Annotated in this window: 16 protein-coding genes; 6 read left to right on the top strand and 10 right to left on the bottom strand. The window is 55.6% G+C overall.

Translation table 11 applies throughout. From position 1 onward, the window contains the following. Positions 1-6: 6 nt before the first annotated feature. Positions 7-1668, bottom strand: coding sequence for a recombinase family protein (locus tag C7445_RS02855; protein WP_134158530.1), 1662 nt, complete (start codon positions 1666-1668; stop codon positions 7-9). Continuing rightward, positions 1665-1856, bottom strand: coding sequence for a hypothetical protein (locus tag C7445_RS02850; protein WP_134158529.1), 192 nt, complete (start codon positions 1854-1856; stop codon positions 1665-1667). The genes C7445_RS02855 and C7445_RS02850 overlap by 4 nt, the downstream gene beginning before the upstream one ends. Before the next feature lie 105 nt (positions 1857-1961). On the opposite strand from C7445_RS02850, the gene C7445_RS02845 reads away from it, so the two are divergent. After that, positions 1962-3035 (top strand): NAD(P)H-dependent flavin oxidoreductase, encoded by a 1074-nt coding sequence (locus tag C7445_RS02845; protein WP_166668960.1) that lies wholly within the window; start codon positions 1962-1964, stop codon positions 3033-3035. Positions 3036-3174: 139 nt separating this feature from the next. Here C7445_RS02845 and C7445_RS02840 read toward each other — a convergent pair whose 3' ends face one another. Genes C7445_RS02840 through C7445_RS02830 form a run of 3 tightly spaced genes read right to left on the bottom strand, consistent with a single transcriptional unit; the run spans position 3175 to position 6343 of the window. Beyond that, a complete protein-coding gene (locus C7445_RS02840) occupies positions 3175-4578 on the bottom strand; it encodes a PTS fructose transporter subunit IIC (RefSeq protein ID WP_134158527.1) in 1404 nt (467 codons plus the stop codon). A gap of 2 nt (positions 4579-4580) precedes the next feature. Further along, positions 4581-5546, bottom strand: coding sequence for a 1-phosphofructokinase (pfkB, locus tag C7445_RS02835; RefSeq protein ID WP_134158526.1), 966 nt, complete (start codon positions 5544-5546; stop codon positions 4581-4583). Between the two features lie 14 nt (positions 5547-5560). Continuing rightward, positions 5561-6343, bottom strand: coding sequence for a DeoR/GlpR family DNA-binding transcription regulator (locus tag C7445_RS02830; protein ID WP_243834903.1), 783 nt, complete (start codon positions 6341-6343; stop codon positions 5561-5563). A 206-nt stretch (positions 6344-6549) separates the two neighbouring features. Here C7445_RS02830 and C7445_RS02825 point away from each other — a divergent pair, with 206 nt between their 5' ends. Beyond that, entirely contained in the window at positions 6550-6807 is a 258-nt protein-coding gene (locus tag C7445_RS02825) for an HPr family phosphocarrier protein (RefSeq protein WP_134158524.1), read from the top strand. A gap of 66 nt (positions 6808-6873) precedes the next feature. Next, positions 6874-7314 carry a PTS sugar transporter subunit IIA gene (locus C7445_RS02820; RefSeq protein ID WP_134158523.1) on the top strand — a complete coding sequence of 147 codons (441 nt, stop codon included), beginning with the start codon at positions 6874-6876 and terminating at the stop codon, positions 7312-7314. A 99-nt stretch (positions 7315-7413) separates the two neighbouring features. On the opposite strand, the gene C7445_RS02815 is transcribed toward C7445_RS02820, so the two are convergent. Both C7445_RS02815 and C7445_RS02810 read right to left on the bottom strand, forming a co-directional pair. Beyond that, on the bottom strand, positions 7414-9075 hold the full coding sequence (locus tag C7445_RS02815) for a recombinase family protein (RefSeq protein ID WP_134158530.1): 1662 nt from the start codon (positions 9073-9075) through the stop codon (positions 7414-7416). Continuing rightward, positions 9072-9263: a hypothetical protein gene (locus tag C7445_RS02810; protein WP_134158529.1), complete on the bottom strand. Its 192-nt coding sequence runs from the start codon at positions 9261-9263 to the stop codon at positions 9072-9074. Before C7445_RS02810 ends, C7445_RS02815 begins: the two co-directional genes overlap by 4 nt. Before the next feature lie 105 nt (positions 9264-9368). Between C7445_RS02810 and C7445_RS02805 the strand changes: the two genes are divergently transcribed. Then, positions 9369-10442: an NAD(P)H-dependent flavin oxidoreductase gene (locus tag C7445_RS02805; protein WP_166668960.1), complete on the top strand. Its 1074-nt coding sequence runs from the start codon at positions 9369-9371 to the stop codon at positions 10440-10442. Positions 10443-10581: 139 nt separating this feature from the next. On the opposite strand, the gene C7445_RS02800 is transcribed toward C7445_RS02805, so the two are convergent. From C7445_RS02800 to C7445_RS02790, 3 genes are read right to left on the bottom strand one after another with little or no spacing between them, the layout of a single operon-like run. Beyond that, entirely contained in the window at positions 10582-11985 is a 1404-nt protein-coding gene (locus tag C7445_RS02800) for a PTS fructose transporter subunit IIC (RefSeq protein WP_134158527.1), read from the bottom strand. Between the two features lie 2 nt (positions 11986-11987). Then, entirely contained in the window at positions 11988-12953 is a 966-nt protein-coding gene (gene pfkB, locus C7445_RS02795) for a 1-phosphofructokinase (RefSeq protein WP_134158526.1), read from the bottom strand. Between the two features lie 14 nt (positions 12954-12967). Next, positions 12968-13750: a DeoR/GlpR family DNA-binding transcription regulator gene (locus C7445_RS02790; protein WP_243834903.1), complete on the bottom strand. Its 783-nt coding sequence runs from the start codon at positions 13748-13750 to the stop codon at positions 12968-12970. 206 nt (positions 13751-13956) lie between these two features. On the opposite strand from C7445_RS02790, the gene C7445_RS02785 reads away from it, so the two are divergent. Further along, on the top strand, positions 13957-14214 hold the full coding sequence (locus C7445_RS02785; protein WP_134158524.1) for an HPr family phosphocarrier protein: 258 nt from the start codon (positions 13957-13959) through the stop codon (positions 14212-14214). Positions 14215-14280: 66 nt separating this feature from the next. Beyond that, a complete protein-coding gene (locus tag C7445_RS02780) occupies positions 14281-14721 on the top strand; it encodes a PTS sugar transporter subunit IIA (protein WP_134158523.1) in 441 nt (146 codons plus the stop codon). Positions 14722-14748: the final 27 nt, after the last annotated feature.

Here is a 14748-nt window from a genome sequence, read left to right as displayed (position 1 = left end):
CCCCCTTCACGATGGTTGAAAAACAATAGTCCCGGGGCAGTCCCATGCTGTGATGATCTCAATCGTGTCGTCATGTAAGATTACCCGTTCAATCAGCCGGTAGATCACCGCCCGGCGCTCTTTGTCTGTCAGTTCATTCAGCAGGTAGCGCTTGACATTTGCGAGGATGGTTGCTGCATTGCGCGATGTTTGCCGCATCTGCTGCAAGCGGGCAATGGCGCTGTCGATATCGGCAAGACGGTTCTCCAGGCACTGGATATCCTGTTCGAGAGGCGGCAACGCTCTGTCCAATTCCATGTCCGATATTCTCCCGCGCACCCGCAATTGAATCCAGCGACGGCGTTCCTCGTGCTTCTCGCGCAGCGACGCGGCCACCAACTCGCGTTCCCTGTAACGCGCGTCCCACTTGTCGTCATCGCCCCTTGCGGCCAAAATCTCTTGCAACACGTCGTCCGCCTCGTGCATGACCTGAATCACATAGCGCCAAACATACTGGTCGATCACGTCCTGCCGCCAGTTGCGCCCGCGGCAGCGATGCACCTCTCGTCCTGTCCCGACCTCGTAGACCTTGCGAGTTTTCCCGCTGCACACATAGTACCGATGCATGACTTCGCCGGTCGTCTTACTGCGCGATGGCGCACCCATGACCACCGCACTGCCACAGCGTCCACAGCGCACTTTGCCTTTGAGTAGACACGGCGCTTGCGGTACCGGACCGCGATGCGCGTGCAGAAGCTTGCGTAGTTTCGCCTGCATCGCCGCATACGTATCTTCATCAATAAAGGACGGAACCTCTACCACTTGCCATTCAGATGTAGGGCGCTTGACGATTTCGACCCGCCCTTTGTTTTGCTTGTACTCCGTCTTGCCGTAATAAAACCTACCCGTGTAGACCGGGTTTTTCAGGATCCGGCTGACCGTCGCCTGATACCATACCTCTCCATCCGGAGCTGGCACAGAAAGCAACGACAGCTCCCGCGCGATCGCGGATAGGCTCATGTCCACGCCATCTTTCCCGTTGAGCAGCCAATCCACCATCATCAGGTAAACAGCCTTCTCATTAGGATTCTCTCGCAAAGTGTCAGCTTCTTTATCGAATGTATAGCCGTAAATCCGCCTTAGCCCTGGGATCTTCCCGTTCTTCACCTTCTGCCGACGGCCGCGTTTGGAGTTTGCAAGAATCTTTGCTTTGTTGTACTGTGCGATGGCACCTTGCAGGTTGAACAACAACATCGACTCTGGGTTATTCGGATCGACTTCGTCCGTTTCGACGAAGTGTAGATCGTACCCGGCGCTCCACACTTTGTCGGCGACCACGAGTTGTAAGTGAAGTGCACGAGCAAACCGGTCCGGGTGCAAACAAATGAACGTACGACCGATGCCCTTGTCGACCAGCCACAAGGCGAAATTGAGCGCTGGACGATTGGGATCGTCGCCTTTGTCGCCAGCTTCGATCACGGCAATCAGTTCATCGTCCGCCACACCGAGTTGCTCTTTTGCCAACGCGGCGCACATCTCGACCTGTGACTCGAGCGAATAGCCGTCGCGCGCCTGCCCGTGCGTTGAAACGCGAGCGTAGATGATGGCCTTGATGCCCATCTGCAGCTGTTTCACGTCGTCTGCCTGAAACGGATTCGTGAAGGACTTGTCGATGCGAAGACGGATCATGGCTCGTCACCAGCCGTTTCATCACAGTTCTCGTCGCACGTGCGTGGTATGGCTTTGCCATATTTCGTATCCGCTTTTTGCGCCACGTCCGCAATGACTCCTGACAAGTCCCAGAGCACATCTGACAAGGACTTGCCATTGCCACTCCCGTGCACAATCACTTGCAAACGGTGGAGGTCCTTCCGCATACGCCTCACGCTCCTCGGTGGAGCCTATGACCGTCTGCTTTTCCAACTTTCCAATCGCCGTGTGTAAAACCGTATACTTGATACAGCGCAGATTTCGGAGGTGGCATGAACGTGCAGACGACTTTTACGCAGCGTGTAGGTATCTCCTTGCCCATCGTCCAAGCCGGTATGGCCGGTGTCACGACGCCGGAGATGGTGGCCGCCGCGGCAAACAGCGGCGCGCTTGGTACGATTGGGGGAGGGTATTTGTCGCCCAACGCCTTGCAGACGCAAATTCGACAGGTGAAATCACGCACGGACAGACCGTTCGCCGTCAACCTCTTCATTCCACAGGACAACGCGCCGCATGTCCCCGATTTGACCCCGCTTCGCGAAATCCTCAATCCAATTCGCCATCGGCTTGGCCTGGACCCGTTGCCCGAAGCTGTACCGGAACCCCCGAGTTTTGAAGAGCAGATGGAAGTGGTCTTCGACGAGGCGGTGCCCGTGTTCAGCTTTACATTCGGGATACCCACACCTGCGGTGATGGATGCGTGCAGTAAGCAGGGGATCGCGACCATCGGCACGGCCACCACGGTAGAGGAAGCTATCGAGATTGAACGCGCAGGGGCAAGCGCCGTCGTCGTGCAAGGTGCGGAAGCCGGCGGCCATCGCGGCACATTTCTCCCTTATGCCGAACAACCCTTGATCGGGACCTTCGCGTTGATTCCACAAGTGGCCGATGCGATATCGATCCCCGTCATCGCCGCAGGCGGCATCATGGACGGCCGCGGTTTGGCAGCGGCGCTCGCGCTCGGCGCGGCAGGCGTGCAGATGGGAACGGCGTTTCTCGCGTCACCAGAGAGCGGTGCCCATCCTCTGTACCAAAAGCGTGTCAAAGAAGGAGTGGAAACGGACACCCAGATGACAAGGGCATACTCCGGTAAGCCAGCGCGAGGTATCCGCACACGGTTCATGGAAGCATTATCCACCCAGAATACAACGATTGCACCCTATCCGATGCAACACTACCTGACTCAAGACATCCGCAAACGCGCCGCAGATCTCGGCATGACCGATTACATGTCAATGTGGGCAGGACAAGGGTTGCGTCTCGCGACGGATCGTTCGGTCGCAGAGATCATCGTCGACGTCATGCAAGAGGCACAACAAGTGCTTCGATCACTTTCTAACCTGTAGCCAATGGAGCCATCATGATCCGTCAAAGCAGGAACACGGCCCATACACAGCAAAACATCCCCGTCAGAGCCCAGCGCGGGGATGTTTGTCATGTTCATGTAGTGCTTCGTTTGGCAACGTTGCCCTGGCACCGTTTGCCTTACGCCGCGTGCTCGACCGGACGTTTCAGAGCCGTTACGAGCAAACCCGCGACCACGACGCCAATCAAAATAGCCAAGATGAACAGATACCAATGGCCAATCAGCGGGAAGACAAAAACACCGCCATGTGGAGCAGGATTGGTCACGTGGAACAACATGGCCAAAGCACCCGTCACAGCTGAACCGATCATGATGGACGGGATGACGCGAAGCGGATCCTTCGTGGCGAACGGAATGGCGCCTTCGGTGATGAAGCATGCGCCGAGAATGATGGCCGCTTTGCCAGCATCGCGTTCTTCCTGCGCGTATTTGTGCTTAGCGATCAACGTCGAGAGAGCCATGGCCAAAGGCGGTACCATACCGGCTCCCATCACGGCAGCCATGATCATCTGCGATTCGACCGTGTGTGTCCCAAGCAATCCTACGGCAAAGAAGTATGCCACTTTATTGAACGGACCTCCCATGTCAAACGCCATCATCAAACCGAGTAACAATCCCAGTCCGATCGATCCGCTGGCACCAATGTGCGTCAAGCCGTTGGAGATGGCGCTCATCAAGGCTGCGATGGGGTGACCTAATACGTAAATCATCAACAGGCCCACGATACCGACTGACAGCACGGGCGTGATGAGTACCGTTTTGATGCCCTCAAAAGTCCGCGGAACACGAATCCATTTGCGAATTCCAACCGTCACATAACCAGCCAAAAAGCCCGCAATGATGCCGCCAAGATAGCCCGCACTGGCGTTTGGCCCGGCGTTGTACATCAAGCCTTGTGTACCGATCCACCCGCCGACCAAACCGGATGCAAATGCGGCGCGATCGCCAATCGATTGTGCGATAAATGCGGCGAGAATGGGTACAAACAGCTTGAATGCGGAGCCGCCGCCAATGTTGTCAAACGCCACCGCCAGCGAAGCTTTGCCATTGATGTCGATGGCCGTGGACAGTGCGATGTAGATGCCGCCGGCGATGACAAGTGGCAACATACTTGATACCCCGTTCATCAAATGACGGTAAACGGCTGGGGTACCTTGATTCTTCGCCGCCTTTTGCGCGGCGATATCGTCCATATAGGCCTGTGTTGCATCGCCATAAATCGGTGCATCCAAAGCCTGGGCGAGCAGCGTTTCGGGTTCTTTAATGGCGGCCGAAACGGACGTTTGCAACATGCGTTTGCCAACAAACCTGTCCAGCTCCACCTTCTTGTCCGCCGCAATGATCACGGCATCCGCCGCCGCGATTTCAGCGGCCGTCAGCGTGTCTTCCGATCCGCTTGCGCCTTGTGTCTCCACCCGCACCTCGACGTTGTTCTTCTTACCCGCCTGCAGCAGCGCTTCCTGCGCCATGAACGTGTGCGCAATGCCTGTCGGGCAAGCGGTTATGGCGACGATTTTTGGCATGTTTAGCCCCTCCAAGCCGCGACTTCGACGTCGCGGAAGATATGATCGATCTCATCGCGCGAAGGATTGCTCGTTCCCTCGCAAGTGACCTTTGCCGTTCCCACTGCAGCCGCAAACCGAACGGCATCGCGAAGCGACGAATATTGGGATAAACCGTATAAAAGTCCAGCTACCACAGCGTCGCCCGCACCGACGGATGATACGACCCGCACGCTCGGTACACGCGCAATCCACTGTTCCTTGGCGGTCGCAGCAATCAAGCCGTCCCCGCCCATCGACACGACAACAAGTGCAATCCCGGTTCGCACCAGCTGCATCGCACCGTCCATCGCATCCTCTGGCTCAATCACCTCGTGACCTGTCAATTCCGCGAGTTCGACGAGATTCGGCTTGACCAAAAATGGCTTTGCCGTAACGCCCAAGCGCAAAGCCTCGCCACTGGCGTCAAGGACGCAGCGCACGCCGTATTCCGCGGCAAGGCGAATCGCGTCGCGATAAAAAGCCGGATCGACGGTATCTGGTACGTTCCCACACAGCGCCAACCATTTCGCATGCGGTAGATGCCGTTGCAGAGTCTCACGAAACAACTGCCACTCGCCGTCTTCGATGGCGGGGGCCGGACTGTTAAACTCAGTCAAGTGACCGTCCCTTTCGATCACTTTCACATTCATGCGCGTTTGTGCACGGATGTGCGTAAAATCTGTTGCTATCGTAGCAAGCTGCGATTCCAACCACTCCCCGCGCGCGCCACCGACGAATCCGAGGCTCATGCTCGCCTGACCTAAGGCATGTAGCGTGCGGGATACGTTAATACCCTTGCCGCCTACCTGCTGGATCGGTGCCGACACGCGATGAAGCGTTCCTGGCGCGAGCGAATCAACGTGAATGAACACGTCAATCGCTGGATTGATGGTCACGGTCAATACAGGAACATCAGGTTCCACCCGGGTGAATGTTCTGTCACTCATAGCTGTCTCCCTTATCACTCGCCGTCCTGCGCATCATAGGCGTAGATGACGTCGTTTCTCTGTAAAGCGCCAGCCAGCTCCGGATCGTCGAGGGGAGCGTCGCTGTAAAGAACATCGACGTCCTTCCATTCGCAGATTCGGACAAAGCTGACCTGACCAAACTTGCTGCGATCCGCCACCACACACACGGTCTGTGCACATGCCACCATCGCGCGCTTGGTCGCTGCCTCGAGGGTATTGGGTGTCGTAATGCCAGTCGGATCCACACCGTTCGCCCCAAGGAAGGCAATATCGACATGCACGCCAGACAGCATTTGTTCAGTGAACGGGCCGACCAGCGCGCCGGTGGTGTTGCGAAATTCGCCGCCGAGAACGACAAGGTGCACGCCAGCCTTTGCGGTCAGCTCGGAAGCAATATCGACGCTGTTGGTGATAACGGTTACACCGTCAACAGACAACTGTTTTGCGATTTGATAGGTCGTCGTGCCGCCGTCGAGCAGAACCGTCTGCCCAGGTGCAATTCGCTTTACGGCACAGCGCGCGATGCGCGCCTTTTCCTCCGCGTGCCGCACATGTTTCTCCTGCCAGGTCGGTTCGAAAGACGCGACTTCGACGGCAATCGCACCGCCATGCGTGCGACGAAGTTGCCCATGTTCCTCGAGCTCCTGCAAGTCCCGGCGAATGGTCGATTCCGACGTGGCTAACATCTGTGCCAGCATCGACACGGTAGCGCTTTTATGGGTTTGCACATACGTGGCAATTTGAGCCTTTCGCTCATCGGCGAACAAACGATTCACCCCCATTTTCAATCATAATCAATCACCAATAATGAATGTCTTTGCTCATCTTCTATTGAATGTGCTCATTATATGGTGTAGAATTCGATGGTGTCAATTGTTTGTTGAAGTTGCTGAAAACGCTTTATCCTCAAAAATCGACACATGCCGCTATCACAGCGCAATCAAGCACAGAATGACCAGATGAAACGAGGGTGACTTGCACGGTGAAAGAACAGAGTGTCATTGTACAGTTGGAGTCCGGCTTACACGCGCGCCCAGCTTCGGAGTTCGTCAGCGCGGCACAGCGCTTCTCTTCGAAAATTTCCTTACAGGTCGGGGACAAAACGGTGGATGGCAAAAGCATACTTGGGATTCTGAGCCTTGCCGTTGCGAAAGGCACACAGGTCGTCGTTCAGGCAGATGGGCAAGATGAAGAGGAGGCCGTACGCGCCTTGACCTCCATCCTAGCGTCGGCGCAATAGTTTTCTTTCGAAAGATCCGATTCAGAACCTTGTTGGACATCAATCTGAAAAAAGGGATGAAACTGCATGCTAGATTCACAACATGTACTTTTCCATGTGACAACTGACAGCCAGGAGGATACCATTCGCAAAGTGGTAGCCTTGGCAGCCGACACGGGGCGAATTAAGGATATCAGTGCCGTCGTCCAAGCCGTGTTGGATCGCGAACAAGAGGGCACAACCGGCTTTGGCAAAGGGATTGCCATTCCGCACGGCAAATCAGACCAGGTCAAAGAGCCGACATTATTATTTGCACGTTTGGCAAATCCCGTTGACTGGAACAGTCTTGATGGAAATCCAGTCGATACGTTGTTTGTCATTCTCGTACCGGCAGACGCGGCGACCGAACACCTGAAGATCTTGTCCAAGCTAGCCCGCAAGTTGATGCACGACGATTTTGTTCAACAAATCAAATCCATCGCCAGTACAGAGGCATTGGTTCAATACGTCAACGCAGAACTTCAATAAAAGCATGGTTGAAAAGACCGCCAGTGAATATGCGAATCACTCGCGGTCTTCATACCGCACATGTGTAACTACTGGAACGCGAAATTTCATCCATCGTCTTCACGATGGTTGAAAAACAATAGTCCCGGGGCAGTCCCATGCTGTGATGATCTCAATCGTGTCGTCATGTAAGATTACCCGTTCAATCAGCCGGTAGATCACCGCCCGGCGCTCTTTGTCTGTCAGTTCATTCAGCAGGTAGCGCTTGACATTTGCGAGGATGGTTGCTGCATTGCGCGATGTTTGCCGCATCTGCTGCAAGCGGGCAATGGCGCTGTCGATATCGGCAAGACGGTTCTCCAGGCACTGGATATCCTGTTCGAGAGGCGGCAACGCTCTGTCCAATTCCATGTCCGATATTCTCCCGCGCACCCGCAATTGAATCCAGCGACGGCGTTCCTCGTGCTTCTCGCGCAGCGACGCGGCCACCAACTCGCGTTCCCTGTAACGCGCGTCCCACTTGTCGTCATCGCCCCTTGCGGCCAAAATCTCTTGCAACACGTCGTCCGCCTCGTGCATGACCTGAATCACATAGCGCCAAACATACTGGTCGATCACGTCCTGCCGCCAGTTGCGCCCGCGGCAGCGATGCACCTCTCGTCCTGTCCCGACCTCGTAGACCTTGCGAGTTTTCCCGCTGCACACATAGTACCGATGCATGACTTCGCCGGTCGTCTTACTGCGCGATGGCGCACCCATGACCACCGCACTGCCACAGCGTCCACAGCGCACTTTGCCTTTGAGTAGACACGGCGCTTGCGGTACCGGACCGCGATGCGCGTGCAGAAGCTTGCGTAGTTTCGCCTGCATCGCCGCATACGTATCTTCATCAATAAAGGACGGAACCTCTACCACTTGCCATTCAGATGTAGGGCGCTTGACGATTTCGACCCGCCCTTTGTTTTGCTTGTACTCCGTCTTGCCGTAATAAAACCTACCCGTGTAGACCGGGTTTTTCAGGATCCGGCTGACCGTCGCCTGATACCATACCTCTCCATCCGGAGCTGGCACAGAAAGCAACGACAGCTCCCGCGCGATCGCGGATAGGCTCATGTCCACGCCATCTTTCCCGTTGAGCAGCCAATCCACCATCATCAGGTAAACAGCCTTCTCATTAGGATTCTCTCGCAAAGTGTCAGCTTCTTTATCGAATGTATAGCCGTAAATCCGCCTTAGCCCTGGGATCTTCCCGTTCTTCACCTTCTGCCGACGGCCGCGTTTGGAGTTTGCAAGAATCTTTGCTTTGTTGTACTGTGCGATGGCACCTTGCAGGTTGAACAACAACATCGACTCTGGGTTATTCGGATCGACTTCGTCCGTTTCGACGAAGTGTAGATCGTACCCGGCGCTCCACACTTTGTCGGCGACCACGAGTTGTAAGTGAAGTGCACGAGCAAACCGGTCCGGGTGCAAACAAATGAACGTACGACCGATGCCCTTGTCGACCAGCCACAAGGCGAAATTGAGCGCTGGACGATTGGGATCGTCGCCTTTGTCGCCAGCTTCGATCACGGCAATCAGTTCATCGTCCGCCACACCGAGTTGCTCTTTTGCCAACGCGGCGCACATCTCGACCTGTGACTCGAGCGAATAGCCGTCGCGCGCCTGCCCGTGCGTTGAAACGCGAGCGTAGATGATGGCCTTGATGCCCATCTGCAGCTGTTTCACGTCGTCTGCCTGAAACGGATTCGTGAAGGACTTGTCGATGCGAAGACGGATCATGGCTCGTCACCAGCCGTTTCATCACAGTTCTCGTCGCACGTGCGTGGTATGGCTTTGCCATATTTCGTATCCGCTTTTTGCGCCACGTCCGCAATGACTCCTGACAAGTCCCAGAGCACATCTGACAAGGACTTGCCATTGCCACTCCCGTGCACAATCACTTGCAAACGGTGGAGGTCCTTCCGCATACGCCTCACGCTCCTCGGTGGAGCCTATGACCGTCTGCTTTTCCAACTTTCCAATCGCCGTGTGTAAAACCGTATACTTGATACAGCGCAGATTTCGGAGGTGGCATGAACGTGCAGACGACTTTTACGCAGCGTGTAGGTATCTCCTTGCCCATCGTCCAAGCCGGTATGGCCGGTGTCACGACGCCGGAGATGGTGGCCGCCGCGGCAAACAGCGGCGCGCTTGGTACGATTGGGGGAGGGTATTTGTCGCCCAACGCCTTGCAGACGCAAATTCGACAGGTGAAATCACGCACGGACAGACCGTTCGCCGTCAACCTCTTCATTCCACAGGACAACGCGCCGCATGTCCCCGATTTGACCCCGCTTCGCGAAATCCTCAATCCAATTCGCCATCGGCTTGGCCTGGACCCGTTGCCCGAAGCTGTACCGGAACCCCCGAGTTTTGAAGAGCAGATGGAAGTGGTCTTCGACGAGGCGGTGCCCGTGTTCAGCTTTACATTCGGGATACCCACACCTGCGGTGATGGATGCGTGCAGTAAGCAGGGGATCGCGACCATCGGCACGGCCACCACGGTAGAGGAAGCTATCGAGATTGAACGCGCAGGGGCAAGCGCCGTCGTCGTGCAAGGTGCGGAAGCCGGCGGCCATCGCGGCACATTTCTCCCTTATGCCGAACAACCCTTGATCGGGACCTTCGCGTTGATTCCACAAGTGGCCGATGCGATATCGATCCCCGTCATCGCCGCAGGCGGCATCATGGACGGCCGCGGTTTGGCAGCGGCGCTCGCGCTCGGCGCGGCAGGCGTGCAGATGGGAACGGCGTTTCTCGCGTCACCAGAGAGCGGTGCCCATCCTCTGTACCAAAAGCGTGTCAAAGAAGGAGTGGAAACGGACACCCAGATGACAAGGGCATACTCCGGTAAGCCAGCGCGAGGTATCCGCACACGGTTCATGGAAGCATTATCCACCCAGAATACAACGATTGCACCCTATCCGATGCAACACTACCTGACTCAAGACATCCGCAAACGCGCCGCAGATCTCGGCATGACCGATTACATGTCAATGTGGGCAGGACAAGGGTTGCGTCTCGCGACGGATCGTTCGGTCGCAGAGATCATCGTCGACGTCATGCAAGAGGCACAACAAGTGCTTCGATCACTTTCTAACCTGTAGCCAATGGAGCCATCATGATCCGTCAAAGCAGGAACACGGCCCATACACAGCAAAACATCCCCGTCAGAGCCCAGCGCGGGGATGTTTGTCATGTTCATGTAGTGCTTCGTTTGGCAACGTTGCCCTGGCACCGTTTGCCTTACGCCGCGTGCTCGACCGGACGTTTCAGAGCCGTTACGAGCAAACCCGCGACCACGACGCCAATCAAAATAGCCAAGATGAACAGATACCAATGGCCAATCAGCGGGAAGACAAAAACACCGCCATGTGGAGCAGGATTGGTCACGTGGAACAACATGGCCAAAGCACCCGTCACAGCTGAACCGATCATGATGGACGGGATGACGCGAAGCGGATCCTTCGTGGCGAACGGAATGGCGCCTTCGGTGATGAAGCATGCGCCGAGAATGATGGCCGCTTTGCCAGCATCGCGTTCTTCCTGCGCGTATTTGTGCTTAGCGATCAACGTCGAGAGAGCCATGGCCAAAGGCGGTACCATACCGGCTCCCATCACGGCAGCCATGATCATCTGCGATTCGACCGTGTGTGTCCCAAGCAATCCTACGGCAAAGAAGTATGCCACTTTATTGAACGGACCTCCCATGTCAAACGCCATCATCAAACCGAGTAACAATCCCAGTCCGATCGATCCGCTGGCACCAATGTGCGTCAAGCCGTTGGAGATGGCGCTCATCAAGGCTGCGATGGGGTGACCTAATACGTAAATCATCAACAGGCCCACGATACCGACTGACAGCACGGGCGTGATGAGTACCGTTTTGATGCCCTCAAAAGTCCGCGGAACACGAATCCATTTGCGAATTCCAACCGTCACATAACCAGCCAAAAAGCCCGCAATGATGCCGCCAAGATAGCCCGCACTGGCGTTTGGCCCGGCGTTGTACATCAAGCCTTGTGTACCGATCCACCCGCCGACCAAACCGGATGCAAATGCGGCGCGATCGCCAATCGATTGTGCGATAAATGCGGCGAGAATGGGTACAAACAGCTTGAATGCGGAGCCGCCGCCAATGTTGTCAAACGCCACCGCCAGCGAAGCTTTGCCATTGATGTCGATGGCCGTGGACAGTGCGATGTAGATGCCGCCGGCGATGACAAGTGGCAACATACTTGATACCCCGTTCATCAAATGACGGTAAACGGCTGGGGTACCTTGATTCTTCGCCGCCTTTTGCGCGGCGATATCGTCCATATAGGCCTGTGTTGCATCGCCATAAATCGGTGCATCCAAAGCCTGGGCGAGCAGCGTTTCGGGTTCTTTAATGGCGGCCGAAACGGACGTTTGCAACATGCGTTTGCCAACAAACCTGTCCAGCTCCACCTTCTTGTCCGCCGCAATGATCACGGCATCCGCCGCCGCGATTTCAGCGGCCGTCAGCGTGTCTTCCGATCCGCTTGCGCCTTGTGTCTCCACCCGCACCTCGACGTTGTTCTTCTTACCCGCCTGCAGCAGCGCTTCCTGCGCCATGAACGTGTGCGCAATGCCTGTCGGGCAAGCGGTTATGGCGACGATTTTTGGCATGTTTAGCCCCTCCAAGCCGCGACTTCGACGTCGCGGAAGATATGATCGATCTCATCGCGCGAAGGATTGCTCGTTCCCTCGCAAGTGACCTTTGCCGTTCCCACTGCAGCCGCAAACCGAACGGCATCGCGAAGCGACGAATATTGGGATAAACCGTATAAAAGTCCAGCTACCACAGCGTCGCCCGCACCGACGGATGATACGACCCGCACGCTCGGTACACGCGCAATCCACTGTTCCTTGGCGGTCGCAGCAATCAAGCCGTCCCCGCCCATCGACACGACAACAAGTGCAATCCCGGTTCGCACCAGCTGCATCGCACCGTCCATCGCATCCTCTGGCTCAATCACCTCGTGACCTGTCAATTCCGCGAGTTCGACGAGATTCGGCTTGACCAAAAATGGCTTTGCCGTAACGCCCAAGCGCAAAGCCTCGCCACTGGCGTCAAGGACGCAGCGCACGCCGTATTCCGCGGCAAGGCGAATCGCGTCGCGATAAAAAGCCGGATCGACGGTATCTGGTACGTTCCCACACAGCGCCAACCATTTCGCATGCGGTAGATGCCGTTGCAGAGTCTCACGAAACAACTGCCACTCGCCGTCTTCGATGGCGGGGGCCGGACTGTTAAACTCAGTCAAGTGACCGTCCCTTTCGATCACTTTCACATTCATGCGCGTTTGTGCACGGATGTGCGTAAAATCTGTTGCTATCGTAGCAAGCTGCGATTCCAACCACTCCCCGCGCGCGCCACCGACGAATCCGAGGCTCATGCTCGCCTGACCTAAGGCATGTAGCGTGCGGGATACGTTAATACCCTTGCCGCCTACCTGCTGGATCGGTGCCGACACGCGATGAAGCGTTCCTGGCGCGAGCGAATCAACGTGAATGAACACGTCAATCGCTGGATTGATGGTCACGGTCAATACAGGAACATCAGGTTCCACCCGGGTGAATGTTCTGTCACTCATAGCTGTCTCCCTTATCACTCGCCGTCCTGCGCATCATAGGCGTAGATGACGTCGTTTCTCTGTAAAGCGCCAGCCAGCTCCGGATCGTCGAGGGGAGCGTCGCTGTAAAGAACATCGACGTCCTTCCATTCGCAGATTCGGACAAAGCTGACCTGACCAAACTTGCTGCGATCCGCCACCACACACACGGTCTGTGCACATGCCACCATCGCGCGCTTGGTCGCTGCCTCGAGGGTATTGGGTGTCGTAATGCCAGTCGGATCCACACCGTTCGCCCCAAGGAAGGCAATATCGACATGCACGCCAGACAGCATTTGTTCAGTGAACGGGCCGACCAGCGCGCCGGTGGTGTTGCGAAATTCGCCGCCGAGAACGACAAGGTGCACGCCAGCCTTTGCGGTCAGCTCGGAAGCAATATCGACGCTGTTGGTGATAACGGTTACACCGTCAACAGACAACTGTTTTGCGATTTGATAGGTCGTCGTGCCGCCGTCGAGCAGAACCGTCTGCCCAGGTGCAATTCGCTTTACGGCACAGCGCGCGATGCGCGCCTTTTCCTCCGCGTGCCGCACATGTTTCTCCTGCCAGGTCGGTTCGAAAGACGCGACTTCGACGGCAATCGCACCGCCATGCGTGCGACGAAGTTGCCCATGTTCCTCGAGCTCCTGCAAGTCCCGGCGAATGGTCGATTCCGACGTGGCTAACATCTGTGCCAGCATCGACACGGTAGCGCTTTTATGGGTTTGCACATACGTGGCAATTTGAGCCTTTCGCTCATCGGCGAACAAACGATTCACCCCCATTTTCAATCATAATCAATCACCAATAATGAATGTCTTTGCTCATCTTCTATTGAATGTGCTCATTATATGGTGTAGAATTCGATGGTGTCAATTGTTTGTTGAAGTTGCTGAAAACGCTTTATCCTCAAAAATCGACACATGCCGCTATCACAGCGCAATCAAGCACAGAATGACCAGATGAAACGAGGGTGACTTGCACGGTGAAAGAACAGAGTGTCATTGTACAGTTGGAGTCCGGCTTACACGCGCGCCCAGCTTCGGAGTTCGTCAGCGCGGCACAGCGCTTCTCTTCGAAAATTTCCTTACAGGTCGGGGACAAAACGGTGGATGGCAAAAGCATACTTGGGATTCTGAGCCTTGCCGTTGCGAAAGGCACACAGGTCGTCGTTCAGGCAGATGGGCAAGATGAAGAGGAGGCCGTACGCGCCTTGACCTCCATCCTAGCGTCGGCGCAATAGTTTTCTTTCGAAAGATCCGATTCAGAACCTTGTTGGACATCAATCTGAAAAAAGGGATGAAACTGCATGCTAGATTCACAACATGTACTTTTCCATGTGACAACTGACAGCCAGGAGGATACCATTCGCAAAGTGGTAGCCTTGGCAGCCGACACGGGGCGAATTAAGGATATCAGTGCCGTCGTCCAAGCCGTGTTGGATCGCGAACAAGAGGGCACAACCGGCTTTGGCAAAGGGATTGCCATTCCGCACGGCAAATCAGACCAGGTCAAAGAGCCGACATTATTATTTGCACGTTTGGCAAATCCCGTTGACTGGAACAGTCTTGATGGAAATCCAGTCGATACGTTGTTTGTCATTCTCGTACCGGCAGACGCGGCGACCGAACACCTGAAGATCTTGTCCAAGCTAGCCCGCAAGTTGATGCACGACGATTTTGTTCAACAAATCAAATCCATCGCCAGTACAGAGGCATTGGTTCAATACGTCAACGCAGAACTTCAATAAAAGCATGGTTGAAAAGACCGCCAGTGA

Source organism: Alicyclobacillus sacchari, from assembly GCF_004366795.1.
Taxonomy (GTDB): domain Bacteria; phylum Bacillota; class Bacilli; order Alicyclobacillales; family Alicyclobacillaceae; genus Alicyclobacillus; species Alicyclobacillus sacchari.
The sequence above is the reverse complement of the archived record's forward strand: the minus strand, read 5'-3'. Positions and strand labels throughout refer to the sequence as shown.